This window comes from Staphylococcus sp. GDY8P196P (genome assembly GCF_017891705.1).
Classification (GTDB): domain Bacteria; phylum Bacillota; class Bacilli; order Staphylococcales; family Staphylococcaceae; genus Staphylococcus; species Staphylococcus ureilyticus.
The window spans coordinates 247,690-265,241 of record NZ_JAESJS010000018.1; the positions used below are offsets into that span (position 1 = coordinate 247,690).

Annotated in this window: 15 protein-coding genes; 12 read left to right on the plus strand and 3 right to left on the minus strand. The window is 35.1% G+C overall.

The window, feature by feature from the left end:
- Nucleotides 1-66 precede the first annotated feature (66 nt).
- From allC to KA814_RS11255, 9 genes are all read left to right on the plus strand, one after another.
- Nucleotides 67-1,299, plus strand: coding sequence for an allantoate deiminase (gene allC, locus KA814_RS11215; RefSeq protein ID WP_107359892.1), 1,233 nt, complete (start codon nt 67-69; stop codon nt 1,297-1,299).
- Nucleotides 1,300-1,424: 125 nt separating this feature from the next.
- Nucleotides 1,425-2,213, plus strand: a complete 789-nt coding sequence (gene allE / locus KA814_RS11220) for a (S)-ureidoglycine aminohydrolase (protein WP_046207020.1) — start codon at nt 1,425-1,427, stop codon at nt 2,211-2,213.
- A gap of 15 nt (nt 2,214-2,228) precedes the next feature.
- The gene (gene allD / locus KA814_RS11225) at nt 2,229-3,260 is read left to right on the plus strand and encodes an ureidoglycolate dehydrogenase (protein WP_046207019.1); all 1,032 of its coding nucleotides are present in this window, start codon (nt 2,229-2,231) and stop codon (nt 3,258-3,260) included.
- Nucleotides 3,261-3,416: 156 nt separating this feature from the next.
- The gene (gene allD / locus KA814_RS11230) at nt 3,417-4,466 is read left to right on the plus strand and encodes an ureidoglycolate dehydrogenase (RefSeq protein ID WP_046207018.1); all 1,050 of its coding nucleotides are present in this window, start codon (nt 3,417-3,419) and stop codon (nt 4,464-4,466) included.
- Nucleotides 4,467-4,481: 15 nt separating this feature from the next.
- Nucleotides 4,482-6,242, plus strand: coding sequence for an acyl-CoA synthetase FdrA (locus KA814_RS11235; RefSeq protein ID WP_064209612.1), 1,761 nt, complete (start codon nt 4,482-4,484; stop codon nt 6,240-6,242).
- A 1-nt stretch (nt 6,243) separates the two neighbouring features.
- Nucleotides 6,244-7,509, plus strand: coding sequence for a YlbE family protein (locus KA814_RS11240; RefSeq protein ID WP_064209611.1), 1,266 nt, complete (start codon nt 6,244-6,246; stop codon nt 7,507-7,509).
- Nucleotides 7,506-8,276 (plus strand): oxamate carbamoyltransferase subunit AllH family protein, encoded by a 771-nt coding sequence (locus KA814_RS11245; RefSeq protein ID WP_107359891.1) that lies wholly within the window; start codon nt 7,506-7,508, stop codon nt 8,274-8,276. Before KA814_RS11240 ends, KA814_RS11245 begins: the two co-directional genes overlap by 4 nt.
- A gap of 13 nt (nt 8,277-8,289) precedes the next feature.
- Entirely contained in the window at nt 8,290-9,237 is a 948-nt protein-coding gene (gene arcC / locus KA814_RS11250; protein ID WP_107359890.1) for a carbamate kinase, read from the plus strand.
- A gap of 107 nt (nt 9,238-9,344) precedes the next feature.
- Complete coding sequence (locus tag KA814_RS11255) at nt 9,345-10,553, plus strand: CynX/NimT family MFS transporter (protein WP_046207013.1); 1,209 nt, start codon at nt 9,345-9,347, stop codon at nt 10,551-10,553.
- Nucleotides 10,554-10,721: 168 nt separating this feature from the next.
- On the opposite strand, the gene KA814_RS11260 is transcribed toward KA814_RS11255, so the two are convergent.
- Nucleotides 10,722-11,951 carry a pyridoxal-phosphate-dependent aminotransferase family protein gene (locus tag KA814_RS11260; protein ID WP_064209609.1) on the minus strand — a complete coding sequence of 410 codons (1,230 nt, stop codon included), beginning with the start codon at nt 11,949-11,951 and terminating at the stop codon, nt 10,722-10,724.
- 456 nt (nt 11,952-12,407) lie between these two features.
- Here KA814_RS11260 and KA814_RS11265 point away from each other — a divergent pair, with 456 nt between their 5' ends.
- Complete coding sequence (locus KA814_RS11265) at nt 12,408-13,148, plus strand: alpha/beta hydrolase (protein WP_046207011.1); 741 nt, start codon at nt 12,408-12,410, stop codon at nt 13,146-13,148.
- Between the two features lie 77 nt (nt 13,149-13,225).
- Here the strand turns inward: KA814_RS11265 and KA814_RS11270 are convergent, their stop codons facing one another.
- Together KA814_RS11270 and brnQ are read right to left on the minus strand one after the other, a co-directional pair.
- Nucleotides 13,226-13,597, minus strand: coding sequence for an iron chaperone (locus tag KA814_RS11270; RefSeq protein WP_046207010.1), 372 nt, complete (start codon nt 13,595-13,597; stop codon nt 13,226-13,228).
- A 258-nt stretch (nt 13,598-13,855) separates the two neighbouring features.
- Entirely contained in the window at nt 13,856-15,160 is a 1,305-nt protein-coding gene (gene brnQ / locus KA814_RS11275) for a branched-chain amino acid transport system II carrier protein (protein ID WP_046207009.1), read from the minus strand.
- Between the two features lie 273 nt (nt 15,161-15,433).
- On the opposite strand from brnQ, the gene KA814_RS11280 reads away from it, so the two are divergent.
- Entirely contained in the window at nt 15,434-16,762 is a 1,329-nt protein-coding gene (locus KA814_RS11280) for a sodium-dependent transporter (protein ID WP_203265316.1), read from the plus strand.
- Nucleotides 16,763-17,137: 375 nt separating this feature from the next.
- A partial coding sequence (locus KA814_RS13700; protein ID WP_204171285.1) for a YSIRK-type signal peptide-containing protein occupies nt 17,138-17,552 on the plus strand: 415 nt, incomplete at its 3' end.

Genomic DNA, 17,552 nt, shown 5'->3' on the forward strand with positions numbered 1-17,552 from the left:
TTGTGAATGATAAGTCATATGTAAACGCTTATAATTGTATGTGAAATGAAAAAGGAGTTGAATTACATGGACATCCGATCTTCTTTTGAGGCTCTAGACAAAAAATTCACTGCGTTTGGCGGTTTGACTGGTGGAGGCATCACGCGTCTACTTTATTCTAAAGAATGGTCAAATGCTGTACAAGCATTGAAAGAAACACTAGAAAAAGATGGATTTGAAACAGAATTCGATAGCATCGGCAACTTAAAAGGACGTATTGAAGGTAGTAAATACCCTGAACAAACAATTATGTCCGGCTCTCACATTGACACAGTTGTTGAAGGTGGCCATTTAGATGGTCAATTTGGTGTGTTAGCTGCTGTTGTTGCGATGCAGTCACTTAAAGCCGAATATGGCCAACCATTACGTTCATTAGAAATTTTAGCTTTAGCGGAAGAGGAAGGTAGTCGTTTCCCATTTGCTTTCTGGGGAAGTAAAAACTTCTTCAACTTAGCTGATAAAGCTGATGTAGATTCAATTGCTGATGGTGAAGGTGTTGCTTTTAAAGAAGCGATGCGTGAATGTGGCTTTGATTATCGAACAGCAGATAATGATTATAGTTACATAAAATCATTTATCGAAGTGCATATTGAACAAGGTAAAGTATTAGAGACGGAAAATAAATCAATTGGTGTCGTTAACGGCATCGTTGGTCAAAAACGTTATACGATTAACTTAAAAGGTGAAGCAAACCATGCAGGTACGACACCGATGGGCTTGAGAAATGACGCAGTTGTAGCTTTCAGCAAAATTGCTAATCAATTAACAGATCGTGCGCGAGAAATAGGTGATCCATTAGTCATTACATTTGGTCGTGTAGACCCAGTGCCAAATACAGTTAATGTGGTTCCAGGAGAAGTTACGTTCTCTATTGATTGTCGTCATATTAATCAAGATGAGTTAAATCAATTTGCAGAAGAAATTGATGCATGTATTAAACGTGTATCTGAAGAAGAAGGCGTGCAATGCGACATCGATTTATGGATGGATGAAGCACCGACTTTGATGGATGAACGCTTGGTTAAAGAAGTTCAAAATGCTGCTGAAACAGTAGTGGGTGAATCAAAGTGGAAATTAATGCCTTCTGGTGCAGGTCACGATTCTCAAATTTTTGCTAAATATGTGCCGACATCAATGTTGTTTGTACCATCTATTAATGGTGTGAGTCACAACGTTGAAGAAGAGACAAATGTAGAAGATTTAGTTAAAGGTATCGAAGTGTTAAAACAAGTATTATATAAACTTGCTTATAAAGAATAATACTTAGTCATAGACAACTAGAACAACATCATTGGGCTATATAAATAAACATGGTTCAACAAACTTTTTATAGAGAAAAGCAAAAAAGATTTTAAATACAGATAAAGAAAAGGAGCATTTTATTTATGGGTTATATTAATCATAATCAAGGATATAGAGAAGGTTTATTAGAAACACGTTCAGTAATTAAAAAAGATAACTATGCAGTCATCACACCAGATGGTTTAGTAAATAATGTTGTACCTGGTTTTGAAGATTGTGACGTAACGATTTTAGGTTCACCAAGACTTGGTGCGCGTTTCGTAGACTACCTCGTAACATTGAAAAATCAAGGTGGAAATAGACAAGGATTTGGTGGAAATGGTGTTCAAACATTCATCTATGTTGAATATGGAAACATCAACGCGTATGCAGATGATAAAAAATATGAATTGAGTGCAGGTGGTTATTTATATGTACCATCTCATCAAGTAATGACATTTGAAAATAGCAATCAAAATAATGACAGCCGAGTATTCTTATATAAAAAACGTTATCAACCTTTAGAAGGTTATACGCCAGAAGTTGTAACTGGAAACGTTAATGATATGGTTCAAGAGCCATATGAAGGCATGGAAGAAGTTAAAATTCTTGATTTGCTACCAAAAGAATTAGCATATGATATGAATATTCACATCTTGTCATTTAAACCAGGTGCTTCACACGGTTATATTGAAACACACGTTCAAGAACATGGGGCTTATGTATTAAGTGGGCGTGGTATGTACAACTTAGACAACGAATGGCAACCAGTTGATAAAGGTGATTATATCTTTATGGGTGCTTATGCACCACAAGCAACTTATGCTGTTGGTTTAGACGAACCATTCGCTTACATCTATTCCAAGGATGCAAATAGAGATATAGAAATTTAAGGAAGGTTGTTAGTCATGGAAGAGGGAGCATTAATATACGTCGAACGTGGTAAACTACGCCAATTATTTAAAGAGAAATTAACACACGCAGGTTTACCTGACGCGCAAGCTGAAAAAACAGCAGATCTGATGATATTTGCTGACGAACGAGGCATTCATTCACATGGCTCAGTTCGAATGCAGTATTATGCAGAACGAATTGCTAAAAAAGGTTTTAATTTGGAACCAGATTTGAAATTTACGAAGACGGGTCCTTCAGCAGGCACATACTTCGGCGATAATGCTGTTGGCCATTATGTTGCATATCAAGCGATGGAAGAAGCGATCAATTTAGCAAAATCCAGTGGTATCGGCATGGTAGGTATTCAAGAGATGGGGCATAGTGGTGCCATTGGCTATTTTGCAGAACAAGCTGCAAAACAAGGTATGGTTGCATTAACCGTATGCCAATCTGACCCAATGGTCGTACCATTTGGTGGTACAGAATCTTATTTTGGTACGAATCCAATCGCTTTTGCGTCACCACGAAAAAGTGGTAATCCTATATTGTTTGATATGGCAACAACGGTACAAGCGTGGGGGAAAATATTAGATGCACGCTCAAAAAACAAATCAATACCTAATACATGGGCAGTGGACAAACATGGTGAACCTACTGCAGATCCTTTTGAAGTAGCTGCGTTATTACCTGTTGCCGGACCAAAAGGTTACGGTTTGATGATGATGGTAGACATATTAGCAGGTAGCTTGTTAGGTTTACCGTTTGGTAAGCATGTCACTTCAATGTATGAAGATTTAAGTCAATATCGTAGATTAGGACAATTTCATATCGTAATTAATCCAGCATATTTTGGTGATGAAACACAGTTTTTAACACAGGTTTCTGACATGGTAGATGAGTTGCATGACGTTAAACCTGCTAAAGGTTTTGATCAAGTGTATTATCCAGGTGAGATTCAAGAAGAAGTTAAAAAACAATATGCAGAGCGAGGTATTCCAGTTCCGCAAGAAATTTATGATTATTTAATATCTGATGACATATATTAGGAAGTAATAAAAAGAAGTGAACGAGATAATTTAATGTAATAAATGGTGACTTATGACATTTAGCATGGTGCGTCTTTAGTAACTTCTTTTTTTACTGCTTGAAAACACAAATTTTAATGAAATATAACACAATAATAGTAATAAGGAGGTTGTAATATGCGTGTTTCTAAAAATGATTTATTTGATTTAATGAAAAATAAACTAGTTAAAGCAGGATTAAATGAAGATGCTGCAAAGGATGTCGCTGATGTTTTGACTTTTGCAGACCATAGAGGTATTCATTCTCATGGTGCAGTCAGAGTGGAATATTATGCGGAACGTATTGCTAAGGGAGGTATTACTGCTAACCCTGAGTATCAATTTGAGCAAACAGGTCCTTCGACAGGTGTTTTTGAAGGGGATAATGGCCCTGGACATCAAGCTGCGAAACAAGCGATGGAAAAAGCAATTGCAATGGCAAAAGAAAATGGTGTCGCAGTTGTTGGGGTGAAACATATCTCTCATAGTGGTGCCTTAGGTTACTTTGTGGAAATGGCATCTAAAGCAAACATGGTTGGTTTAAGTATGTGTCAATCTGATCCAATGGTCGTACCGTTTGGTGGTACAGAACCTTATTTTGGTACAAATCCAATTGCATTTAGTGCGCCGTCTAATGATGAGAGAATTATTACATTTGATATGGCGACAACAGTACAAGCATGGGGCAAAGTGCTCGATGCTAGAGCCAAACATCAATCTATTCCAGATACTTGGGCAGTAGATGCTAACGGCGAGCCAACAACAAATGCAAGAGATGTTCATGCACTAGTTCCAGTGGCAGGTCCAAAAGGTTACGGTTTGATGATGATGGTAGATATCTTGTCTGGAAGCCTGTTAGGTGTGCCACATGGTGTTCATGTTTCATCTATGTACAAAGACTTAACTAAAGGTCGTGACCTAGGACAATTACACATCGTCATTAACCCTGCATTTTTTACTGACTTAGATCAATTTAAATCACGTATTTCAACGATGTTAGATGAACTAAAAGCGCAACCAGCTGCTGAAGGATATGGAGAAATATTCTATCCAGGTGAACGTGGACGCTTACGTAGTGAAAAATACGATGAAAAAGGCATTGAAATAGTTGATGAAATTTACGATTACTTAGTGTCAGAGGATGTACACTTTGATCGTTATCATGGAAAAAATAGATTTGCAGAATAATAACGGAGGAATAGTATGTTATACACAATAATTAAAGAAAACACGTACCAAGATTCGATTGTATTAATGTTGTTATCGAATAAATTGTCTGCTATTGATGGTGTGAACCAAGTTTCAATTATGATGGGCACGCCTGCCAATAAGGATATTTTCAAATCATCAGGATTTGACACTGAAGCATTAGATAATGCGAAACCTAATGACATCGTTGTTATCGTAGATACTGATGATGAATCTAAAGTTGATGAAGTTAATGAACAAGTTGATGCAGAACTCAAAGGTAAAGGTGAAGAGGATGACAAGTCTAAAAAGCAAGACGAAGCTTCAAACTGGAACCGTGCTTTAGAATTAGCAAACAATCCAAACTTGGCATTAATTTCAATTCCTGGTCAATATGCAGCGATGGAAGCTGAAACTGCTTTGAAAAACAATTTAAATGTATTTATGTTTAGTGATAACGTTGCAAAAGCTGACGAAGTGCGCTTAAAACAAATGGCGCATGAAAAAGGATTATTAGTGATGGGGCCTGACTGTGGTACAGGGATAATCCATAGCCTACCACTTGCATTTACTAACACAGTGAACGAAGGTGACATTGGCGTTATCGGTGCTTCTGGTACAGGTATCCAAGAAGTGACTACTATCATTGACCGTGAAGGCAAAGGTGTGACAAATGCAATCGGTACTGGCGGTCGTGACTTATCAACTGAGGTTGGTGCGATTACGATGTTAGATAGTATAAAAGCATTAAATGCCGATCCTAAAGTTAAAGTCATTACTGTTATATCTAAACCACCAGCTAAAGAAGTCGAAGAAAAAGTATTAAATCTTCTACGTAATATTGAAAAACCTGTGGTTACCTTATTCTTAGGTTCTAAACCAACTTACACAGAAGAAAATATCTATCATGCATATACTTTAGAAGAAGCGGCACGCGTATCTGTCCAACTATCTAATGATGAAACGCCGCAATTTAACCCAACTTTTAAGGAAAATCTTGGTATTAAATTTGCTGACAATCAAGACGGCATCAAAGGATATTATTCAGGTGGTACTTTAGCTTCAGAAGCAGCAATGTTAGTGAAGGATACTTTAGGCGACGCTTCAGGTGAAGTAACACCAGAAGGATTCTCATATAAAGGTGGAAACCATGAAATTATCGACTTAGGCGATGACATTTATACACAAGGTAGACCACATCCAATGATTGATCCATCGAAACGCATTGAAATGTTAGAAACATCATCTGATGATCCATCAACTGCTGTAATTATGTTAGATAATGTTATTGGTTATGGTAGTCATGATGATATGGCTAGCGAACTTGCACCGACAATCAAAACGATTTTAGACAAAGTTAAAGCTAATGGTCGTTCATTAGCAGTGCTTGCTACAGTTGTTGGTACGCAACATGATCATCAAGGGTATGATAATCAAGTTAAAACTTTAAAAGAAGCTGGTGCGATTGTTTGTGAAACAAACGACCAAATGGTTCGTACTGCGCTTAACTTAGTTGGCAGCAGCGTAGCACAACCAAAATTATCAACGAAATCATTTGATTCAGAACCTGTAGATTTAACTGTCGATGAAAAAGTGATGAATTTAATAAACATGAAACCAAGCGTGATTAACATTGGATTGAAGAGCTTTACTGAAGCAATCCAAGCAAGCGATGCACCAGTCGTTCAATTCAACTGGCGTCCAATTGCAGGAGGAGACGAAAAATTAATGAAAGTACTGCAATTCTTAAACAATTATGAAGGAGAGACGGTATAAAATGGCATATAAAACAATAGATGAAGCTAACCAAGCAGTCATTGATAAGATGATTGCAGCAGCACCATTTTTAGTGGATGTCGTGCCAGCTAAATCTAAAATTCCTGAACTCAAAGAAAACGTATTATTACATGCTGGCCCACCAATTAAATATGAAAATATGACTGATCCTATGCAAGGTTCTTGTGTCGGTGCAATTCTTTTTGAAGGATGGGCAGACAATGAACAAGACGCACGTAAATTGTTAGAAGAAGGTCAAATCACTTTCATCCCTTGTCACCACGTCAATGCAGTGGGTCCAATGGGTGGTATTACATCAGCTAATATGCCTGTACTTGTTGTGGAAAACAGAGAAACAGGTAACGAAGCATATTGCCAAATGAACGAAGGTATCGGCGCAGTATTACGTTTCGGTGCTTATAATGATACAGTAGTCAATCGTCTTCACTGGATGAAAGATGTTTTAGGACCGGTATTAAGTAAGGCATTACACAAAATGAACGATGGTTTAAATGTGAACGTATTAATCGCTAAAGCAATTGCAATGGGTGATGAATTCCACCAACGTAACATTGCAGCTTCATTAGCTTTCTTAAAAGAAGTTACGCCTATCATCTCATCATTAGATGATGTTGAAGCAGAAAAACGTACTGAGGTATTACAATTCTTAGCTGATACAGACCAATTCTTCTTGAACATAGCGATGGCTACAGGTAAAGCTATGATGGATGCAGCACGTACAATTGAGCACGGTACAGTTGTAACAGCGATGTGTCGTAACGGTGAAAACTTTGGTATTCGTATCGCTGGTATGGGCGATGAATGGTTTACTGCACCAGTCAATACACCACATGGGCTATTCTTCACAGGTTACTCTGCTGAAGATGCTAATACTGATATTGGTGACTCAGCGATTACTGAAACGATTGGTGTTGGTGGTATGGCAATGATCGCTGCACCAGCTGTAACTAGATTCGTTGGTACTGGGGGCTTTGATGACGCATTAGATATCAGTAATGAAATGACTGAAATTTGTATCGGTGAGAATCCAAACTTTGCCATCCCTACATGGAACTTTAAAGGTGCTTGCTTAGGTATTGATGCACGTAAAGTCGTTGAAACTGGTATTACGCCAGTTATTAATACAGGTATTGCTCATAAAATTGCAGGTTATGGTCAAATCGGAGCAGGTACCGTTCACCCACCGATTGAATGTTTCGAAAAAGCAATTACGGCATATGCTGAGAAATTAGGTTTTAAAGCGTGATTTTCCGCGCAACAGCTATAGGCAATATTGCCCAGGAAATATTGGCAAATCATCAAACCTTTTATGTGCATAGTATATTTAACAAAGGATTCAATATTGTCAATGATGCGCAAGAACTGGTATTTATAGGTACAGATGAAAATGGCATGTTTCCGTTCGGCATATTAATAGATCAACAAACGAAACAAAGTTTGTTAAAAGAGATTGCTTTAAACCAACAAATCTCTATAGGTCCTAACACGATATATATTAGTAAAACGTGCCAACTTGTGTGGCATGTCCCATCATTGCCATTTAAAGACTTCGCTGAAAAGGTAAATAATGATGAACTCAAGCAGAATATATCGACATATGATTTTACGATGTATGAAGAAGGTGACTTTGACCGCCAAACAATGAGCCGAATCATACATGCGCTTAAAGATGAAGATGTTGAAACCGTAGAACATTATTATCGCTACTTAATTGGTAGAGGAAAAGGGCTCACGCCCTCTGGTGATGACATTCTAACTGGAATGTTGTTCATTCATTTTACTGATCCTTATATTAGAAAACCAAATTTAGAAAAGTTAAAACAACTACTTGATGAACCATTAACAACACTAGTAGGAGAAACATTTTTAAAATGCGCACAGCAAGGGTTGTTTAGTTCGAAAATATCAGAGTTACAACATGAGCCGTCACTGGCAAATATTGAGCGACTGCTTAAAGTAGGTTCGTCATCAGGAAGAGACACAGTATATGGCATGTTTGTAGCATTAACTTGAAGGAGTGAAACGTATGAGTAAGCGTGTTGTACTTGCTTTAGGCGGTAACGCTATTTTACAACCTAAACAAGAAGCGTCATACGACAATCAATATAAAAACGTGTTTGCTGCTACACGAAAAATGGCAGAGTTGAAAAAAATTGGACATAACGTTGTCATTACACATGGTAATGGACCACAAGTCGGTAATATTATTGCACAAAATGAAGCGGCAAAAGACGTTGTAGATCCACTTCCAATCAATGCATGTAACGCTGAATCACAAGGATTTATTGGTTATATGATGGAAGAATCTTTAAAAAATCATTTACATGCATTAAATATTCAAAGCGATGTGGTAACATTATTAACAATGGTAGAAGTGGATAAAGATGATAAGGCATTTGATAATCCAACAAAACCAATTGGCGTATTTTTTGACGAAATTGAAGCAAAACGCCTAGAAGAAACGCATGGTTTTGTGATGGTAGAAGATGCTGGTAGAGGTTACCGTCGTGTTGTTCCTTCACCAGAGCCACTCGTGATTCACGGTGTCAATCAAATCAAAGCATTGATTGACCAAGCGATCGTTATTTCATCTGGTGGCGGTGGTATACCAGTTTACCGTGATGAAAACGGGAATATTCAAGGTGTGGAAGCGGTTATCGATAAAGACCGCTCTGGTTTAAAACTTGCGCAGCAAGTTGAAGCAGACACATTTATGATGTTAACAGATGTATCAAATGTTTGTGTGAACTTTGGTAAACCGAACGAAAAGAAATTAGCAACAATTTCAGTTGAACAAGCAAAAACTTATGTTGCCGAAGGGCAATTCCCTGAAGGAAGTATGTTACCTAAGATTGAAGCTGCGATTCAATTTGCTGAAATGGGTAAAGAAGCGATTATCTGTTCATTAGATGATGCAGTTGAAGCATTAGAAGGTAAAGCAGGTACACGTATTATATTAAATGTTGAACAATAATGGATGAGTTCTTTAGAAACAATTACTTGCGAATCGTTCAAATGGTTTTCATTTGATCGATTCGTTGTATTATTATATTAAAAGGTTTGGAAGAAAGGTGGTATAAGATGACTGAACCCTATCGTATACATAGAATTAAAGAAAATTGGGGCGTAATTTTGGCAATTGTGTTTATTGCTTCTACTTTACGTGCGCCACTCACATCAGTAGGGCCTGTAGTTGATGAGATCAAGCATGTAATGGAAATTAATAACAGTGTTGCTGGCATCTTAACTACTATACCGCTCATTATTTTTGCGATTGTTTCTCCATTAGTATCGAGAGTAACGTCGCGTATCACAATGTCTCGTACAATTCTGTACTCTACTATATTACTAATAATTGGATTGTATTTACGTGTAGCTGGTGATTTTACTTTATTTATTATTGGTACATTAGTATTAGGGATAGCAATTGCATTTGGTAACGTTGTACTACCTAGCTATGTAAAATGGTATTTCCCAATGCAAATCGGCATTGCTACGGGCATTTATAGTGGAACTATGAACTTTACAGCAGGCTTAGGTGGCGGGTTAAGCTTCCCATTATCACAAACATCACTCGGTTTTAGGTTGTCACTGTCATTTTGGATTATTCTAGGTATTATCGCGATTATTTTGTGGATTCCTAAAGCACGTCAAGGTGCGCAATTAGAACAACATACAATTGATCAAACACAAGTCAAACATCGTAAGAAAGTCAATATTGTCAAATCTAAATTAGCTTGGATGGTTGCTTTGACGATGGGCTTCCAATCTATGGTATTCTATACCGTTGTCGCATGGGTGCCATCTATATTAGTTGATAGAGGGGTAGATCCATCCACAGCAGGTTATTTATTAATGCTCAATCAATTTTCTCAAGTACCTATGACATTTTCATTTCCAATTATAGCATCTAAATTGAAAGACCAACGTATATTGGTCGTTATTATCACAATTTTATTCTTAACTGGTTTTGGCTTATTCTTTACACAATCATTAGTGTTACTTGTTATTGGTATGGTTATTGCTGGTTTAGCAATGGGAGCATGTTTCAGTTTATGTATGACATTCTTCTCAATCCGTGCACGGACGAGTGATGGTAGTATTTCATTATCCGGTTTTGGTCAATCTGTAGGATACTTAATTGCAGCGATTGGACCATTTTTAATTGGATACTTGCATGATTTCACAGGAAATTGGATATCAGGCATTGTTGCATTATTACTCATGTCATTACTATTTTTTATTTTTGGTTATCCTGCAGCTAAAAATAGAGTTGTAGAAGATGAATAATAGCAAAGACTTAAATTTATAATGAAAAAATTAAAAAGGTACGACACCAATGGTTTTTGATGGGCACCTCTAAAGTTGGACTAAAAATCTAACTTCTGAGATGTGCATCATTTTAGGATTGGAGTTGTACCTTTTTTGATTTATATAGTCAAATGATGTGTTGAAATCTTATGATATCGCATTATTATCATAGTGATTGATAAGTGTTTTAATTGCGTTTTCTATATCAAGATTTTTGATATGACCTTGAGCAAGAAGGTGAGTTGCAAATGCAGCTAAAAATGTTAAGATATTCTGTTTTTGGATAGCATAACCCATGATACCGATTCTCCATATTTTACCTTTTAACTCTCCAAAGGATCCTGCAATTTCTATGCCATAATTTTTTAATAAACTGTCTCTGAATGCTATATCATCTATACCATCAGGAATATTAACGCATATAACCATTTTCATTTCGTTCGATTCATTGCCGTATATTTCGAGTCCTAATGCCTTCAAGGCTGCTTTTAAACCTTCTTGGTGAAAGGCATGCCGTTGCGCACGTGCTTCCAGTCCTTCAGATAGTGCTAATCTTAGACCAGTATGAAGTGCATATATTGCAGTCGTTGCTTCAGTATGGTGATTTAAACGTTTTGGGCTCCAATAATCTTGTAATTGTGCTAAATCTAAATAATTACTTCTGATAAAATGATCTGGTTCTGTGGTTTCAGTAGAGCGAATGCCAAGTTCTACACGTTTGCGCGCATTGATGGCATCACTAAATCTATCGTTGAAAGTAATTGGGGTAATACCTGAAGGAATAGATAAACATTTTTGAGCGCCACCGATGACTGCATCTAATTCCCACTCATCTACTGGAATAACCATACCTTGGTATGTAGCCACAGCATCAACAACAGAAAATATCCCTCTTTCTTTACATGCTCGACCAAGTTGATCAATTGGTTGCAATCTACCAGTCGATGTTTCACCGTGTACAATAGCAAGTACTTTTGGTTGATATTGATCTAATGCTTCAATGATTTCTGATTGTTCAAACACCTCTCCCATTGGTTTATAAATGCTGTGAACGATACCACCAGCACGCGTAACCAGTTCAGCGAATAAATAGCCAAAACGTCCGATGACTGGAACTAGGACATCATCACCAGGTTTAACAATACTGGAAATCACAGCTTCTAAGCCAGCACGACTTGTGCCATCAATAGGAAATGACCATTGATTTTTTGTTAAAAAAGATTTACGAATTAGTTCCATTGTTTGATTCATAATGTCTACAAATTCATAGTCAAATTGACCTAAAATAGAGTTTGACATTGCTTGTGAAACGCGGGGGTCTACGCTAACAGGGCCAGGTGTCATAATTAATCTTTTGTTGATTTTTAAATCATCCATATTTATTACCTCGTTTTCCTTTAAATTCCGTCATTATATATTATACTTTATTAAAGCTGAGTTATATTCGTCAAAATCGATAATTATTTAACAATCATTTATCTGAATATTACAAAAATAAAGAAGATAAATAGAAATTATCCTATATACTTGCATGTAGATAAAATGAATTTCAATAGTTTCAGTATTTATAAATGTTTGAAAGAACTTACATAAAATTGTACACTATATAAGCATGCCAAGGGCATGCACACACTATGGGTCGCTGTGAGCATGCCTTAGGCATGTTTCCAGACTTCCTCATAGAAGCAAGCTACTTCCATTAAGGAAGTGGCTTGTATTTTTTTGAGAGATAGTCGTTTGAGCAATCTTGATTTTCATTAATCATAACGCGTTGTATCGTAAACGATTTTCTATTACAATGTGTATGGATGTTAAAAGTTGGAGTGACAATAGATGATAAATGTAAAAGAACCTAATCCGATATTTTTGGAAAATAAATCTTCTGAACGTGCTATATTGTTATTACATTCATTTACAGGTACGATTAGAGATGTAAAATTATTAGCTACAAAATTAAATAAAGCTGGTTTTACATGTTATGCGCCTTCCTATAAAGGGCATGGCTTATTGCTCGAATCATTGATGGCTTATGACGCAGAGGATTGGTGGCAAGATGCGCTAGAAGGATATCAATATTTGCAAGATCAAGGTTATTCAAATATAAGTGTATGCGGCATCTCATTAGGCGGTATTTTGTCTTTAAAATTGGCGGAAGAAAAGCAGGTTGCTTCTGTTGCAGTGATGTCGACACCGTTTAGTAAAGACGATGCTGGACTTGCAAAAAGGCTGGAATTTTATGGAGAACGCATGGGAAACTTAGTAGGTTTGTCACAAGAAGCAATACAACAACAGATGAATCAAATTGAAAACTATGCCGTTGGTTTTGATAAATTTAAAAAACTTGTTGATGATGCGATGGCACACTTAAATCAAATTTCTGTCCCTATTGCTATAAAGTTTGGCGAACAAGATGAAAAGGCTTATGAAGCTAGTGCAAATTATATTTATAATCAAATTGAGCATGAGGATAAAGAAATTCAAGGTTATCCTACGTGTAAACATTTAATGACGTATGGTGAAGGTCATTTGGATGTAGAGCAAGATGTGATAGCGTTTTTTGAAGATTATACATAAACAATTTAAATACTAAAAAGGATGGTTTCTACCCAATATGAGTAGAGCCATCCTTTTATGTTTCAATATGTTTAAAATTAAGTTCTCCAAAATGTAGTACAATTCGCTTTGTCTTCGATATTGAATTGAATCATGGACTGCAATAGTTCATAGTTAACGTCTTGTGTCCATTTAATACGAAATAAATTATTGGTTTGTGAATATCCAGATTCTGCAATCTGTTCAGTAAATTCAGCCATTCCTTTTGCTTCAGGTGCTACTGAGAAATGCTGTTTAGATTTACTAAAAGCAATAATAAACGTACCGTGATGCGTAAACATCGGTTGATTCCATTTTACTGTTGTTTCGAGTTCAGGAAAAGTCTCAGAAATCCAATTAAAGATAGCTTCCATTGTGGCTGTTTGTTTGTCATTTTCTAATGACTCCAAAAATTCATTAAATTCAGTCATACCCAATCACAATCCTTAAATAGCAAATTTTATTATATAGCTAACATGTATTATACCAATTACATACAAATATATCATTTTATAGGTGAGTGAATATAATGGAAAATTCTAAATTATGCGTATAAACAACTTTAAAAATCCGAAAACCTTTTTGAAATTTTACTATTTTACATAAAAAATACATCCCATAGTTGAAGGGATGTATTGATGAGAATGGATATGTGTTGACATACCGTCTGGTTAATAGTGCGCACTAACTTAAGTCATTTTAGCTTGCGATTTAGCATAGCAGAAATCGATAATAATACCGATTAGCAGACACACTATAAATGGTATCAACCATGCTAATTGGATATTTGCTAATGGGAAATGCGCATATACAACATTAAGTATTTTAATTAAATTAAAGTCATTTAATATTTGTAATAAAGAAATAATCAATGTTGCAATTGTTGGTATGATAAAGCTATATTTCATTTCAAATGAGATGAAGATACTCAATAACGAAATAAGCACTAATACGATAGATGTTGGATAAATAAATGTAAGTAATGGTACAGCAATTTCCAAAATAAGTTCTAATCCTAAAGTAGAAACAGTAAAACCTAATATTGAAAAGATAAGTACAAATAATTTATAAGAAATCTTTGGTAATTTTTTCATTGCAAACGCTGAACAAGCATTTACAAGTCCAATACAAGTTGTTAAACAAGCTAGTATCACAATTATCCCAAAAATTAAGTTTCCTAAAGACCCAAATACACGTAATGAGTTAAAAGTTAAAATATCTGTGCCATCTTTTAAGCCTGTTTGATCAGTTGTCGCGCCAACATAAGCTAAAGCAAAATAAATGATAAATAACAGCACGGCAGAAATAAAACCTGCTTTCACAACATTTTTAACTAATAACTTTGGTTCATTAATACCATTTAATTTAAAACTTTGAACAATGACTACTGAAAAAGCGAGTGCAGCAACGAGGTCCATTGTGAAATAACCTTCTAAGACACCAGACACAAGTGGTGTTTGCGCAAAGTCGCCACCAGCTTTACCAATTGAACCTTCTGGTTTAATAATAACTAAAATACATAAAATAGCGATAATGCATATTAAAATAGGTGTTAGGTATTTACCTAAATTATCTATGATTCGATTTGGATAAAGTGCAATCAAGTAAACAACTAAGAAGAAGACTGCTGAAAATATAATTAAAGTTAATTGATTATGTACAGGTAATACGTTTTTCGTGCCAATTTCGTAAGCGACATTTGCAGCACGTGGTATACCATATAATGCACCAATAGATGCATAAATACAGATTGCAAAAATCGTACCAAATAACGGATGGACTTTGTTACCAATACTTTCAACGCCACCGTTCATATAAGCTACGACGATGACTGTTAAATATGGTAATAAAATACCAGTGATTGAAAATCCTATCATTGAAACCCACATATTTTCTTGAGCTGTATATCCTAACATAGGTGGAAATATTAGATTTCCGGCTCCAAAGAAAAATGAGAATAACATTAGACCAGAAATCAGTATGAGTCTATTCATTTTAATACCTCTATTTTTTTAAAATTATTTGTTGCAAAACATACATTAATATAACATAAAAGTTATATGAATTCAATGAAATTTCAGAAAATTAGAATGTCTAAAATGTTAAATGAAGTAGTTTTTAATGTCATGTTTGTAAATGTGATGATATCGAGTGTTTTAAGTAATTAACTATTGAGCTCAATTCAAAAAAATGTTATAGTAGTTTCCTATGTTACATAAACGCTTTAACGCAGTAAAGAATAATAGGGTGTAAAGGATGTATGAAAGATGCATAATGAATCTCAATGGAAGTCATCGCTCGGTTTCATATTGGCAAGTGCGGGGTCTGCGATAGGGCTAGGCGCAATGTGGAAATTTCCATATATGGCAGGTATTTATGGTGGTGGGGCTTTCTTATTAATGTTTTTAATATTTACACTGTTTGTAGGACTGCCATTATTAATGATGGAATTTACAGTGGGAAAAATGGGCAAAACATATACTACTAAAATATATGAAAAATTAACAAATAGAAAATGGTTAAATATTATAGGATGGAATGGTAATTTAGCTGTATTTATCTTATTTGGTTTTTATAGTGTCATCGGTGGTTGGATTATCATTTATATATTTAATGTATTACTTCAAATATGCTCGTTTAATGGTGGTAAATTAAGCCAAATAGAATTTGAATCTATTATAAGTAATCCATGGTTGACGGTTACAGGCCAAGGGATATTTATTTTGTTGACGATGTTCATTGTAATGATGGGAGTTGAAAAAGGATTAGAAAAAGCATCTAAATTTATGATGCCATTATTATTTATCTTCCTTATTATTATTGTTGTTAAATCGCTAACTCTCGATGGCTCGTTCGAAGGATTGAAATATATGTTGCAACCACGATTAGAAGATATTTCAATAGAGGGGATTTTATTTGCGCTAGGCCAATCGTTTTTTACACTGTCATTAGGAACAACAGGCATGATTACATATGCTAGTTATGCATCTAAAGAAATGACTATTAAAACTTCGGCTGTTTCTATTGTAGCGATGAACATTCTAGTATCTGTGTTAGCAGGTTTAGCAATTTTCCCTGCGATTTCAGCTTTCGGTTATAGTCCAACTGAAGGACCTGGATTACTATTTAAAGTGTTACCAAAAGTATTTGATCAGATGGCATATGGTTCAGGTTTTTATTTTATTTTTTTGATATTATTTTTATTTGCAGCACTTACTTCTTCAATTTCGTTACTAGAACTCAATGTGTCAAACTTTACTAAAAATGATAATTCGAAACGTAAATCTGTATCGTTTTATATAAGTGTACTTGTTTTTATGATAAGTATTCCTGCAACATTATCTTTTGGAAGTCTGAGTCATGTAAAATTTGCAGCAGGTACTATTTTTGACAACATGGATTTCTTAGTTTCCAACATTTTAATGCCTATAGGTGCGTTGGGAACAACACTTGTTGTAGGACAATTACTTGATAAACACGCTTTAAAAGAACACTTTGGAAAAGATAAATTTAGGTTATTTATGCCTTGGTATTATCTCATTAAATTTATTTTACCAGTCGTTATTATATTAATATTTGTCGTACAATTTTTATAGCAATTAAATAACATTAATTATTAGCCCTTTATCATATCAATGTGAAAATTGAGTATTGATAAAGGGCTTTTTTGAATAATTTGTAAAGTATGAATTAAGTTATTATATTTTTATTTATATTGTTGACTATTTTTTATTTGTTTAGTAAGGTCAAATTAAATTATTTATTTAAAAAATTTGTTGTAGTGCATTAATTGTTTTAAATAGATAATTTAATTTTTACTATTATTTGAAAACGTTTTCTGAAAGGAGTAATTTATGAAAGAGATTATTGGTAAAATTTTCGAATTAGTACCGCGTTTTATTTTAAATCTATTCATTTAGCAAAAGGAAGTTTGTTATTTATTAAATTCTATTAACCAAGAGGTGTCTAGTATGGAACAGAAAAAAAACAAATATAGTATTCGCAAATTCACTTTTGGCGCATCATCTATATTAATTGGAGCTTTACTCTTTATAGGCGTAGACAATGCGCAAGCTGCTGAAACAGAAAAACAAGCAAGCGAAATGAGTTATCAGGACATTGGGGAACATGTTGGGGAAACAAATAGTGATAACACTACTGGGGAAAGTAGTGTACCGGTTAATAAGAATAATAATTTAGAGTATGATAAACAAACTTCAGAAAATCAAAGCTTACATAATGATAAATTAACGACTGATGCAGAAAACGTAAATAATGAAAAGGTAGACTTAGAAAATAATAAAAATAACACAACAGAAGAAGTAGATCCAGACTACAATAAACAAGATAAAGGCAAAGCAGAGGCAACAGAAGAAGTAGATCCAG

What these genes read in the sequence shown, in the direction of transcription:
- KA814_RS11260 (WP_064209609.1), bottom strand. Translation starts at nt 11,951, where the DNA reads ATGGATGATTTAAAAATCAACAAAAGATTAATTATGACACCTGGCCCT.
- KA814_RS11240 (WP_064209611.1), top strand. Translation starts at nt 6,244, where the DNA reads ATGGCATATAAAACAATAGATGAAGCTAACCAAGCAGTCATTGATAAG.
- KA814_RS11265 (WP_046207011.1), top strand. Translation starts at nt 12,408, where the DNA reads ATGATAAATGTAAAAGAACCTAATCCGATATTTTTGGAAAATAAATCT.
- allD (WP_046207019.1), top strand. Translation starts at nt 2,229, where the DNA reads ATGGAAGAGGGAGCATTAATATACGTCGAACGTGGTAAACTACGCCAA.
- allC (WP_107359892.1), top strand. Translation starts at nt 67, where the DNA reads ATGGACATCCGATCTTCTTTTGAGGCTCTAGACAAAAAATTCACTGCG.
- brnQ (WP_046207009.1), bottom strand. Translation starts at nt 15,160, where the DNA reads ATGAATAGACTCATACTGATTTCTGGTCTAATGTTATTCTCATTTTTC.
- allD (WP_046207018.1), top strand. Translation starts at nt 3,417, where the DNA reads ATGCGTGTTTCTAAAAATGATTTATTTGATTTAATGAAAAATAAACTA.
- arcC (WP_107359890.1), top strand. Translation starts at nt 8,290, where the DNA reads ATGAGTAAGCGTGTTGTACTTGCTTTAGGCGGTAACGCTATTTTACAA.
- KA814_RS11255 (WP_046207013.1), top strand. Translation starts at nt 9,345, where the DNA reads ATGACTGAACCCTATCGTATACATAGAATTAAAGAAAATTGGGGCGTA.
- allE (WP_046207020.1), top strand. Translation starts at nt 1,425, where the DNA reads ATGGGTTATATTAATCATAATCAAGGATATAGAGAAGGTTTATTAGAA.
- KA814_RS11235 (WP_064209612.1), top strand. Translation starts at nt 4,482, where the DNA reads ATGTTATACACAATAATTAAAGAAAACACGTACCAAGATTCGATTGTA.
- KA814_RS11280 (WP_203265316.1), top strand. Translation starts at nt 15,434, where the DNA reads ATGCATAATGAATCTCAATGGAAGTCATCGCTCGGTTTCATATTGGCA.
- KA814_RS11270 (WP_046207010.1), bottom strand. Translation starts at nt 13,597, where the DNA reads ATGACTGAATTTAATGAATTTTTGGAGTCATTAGAAAATGACAAACAA.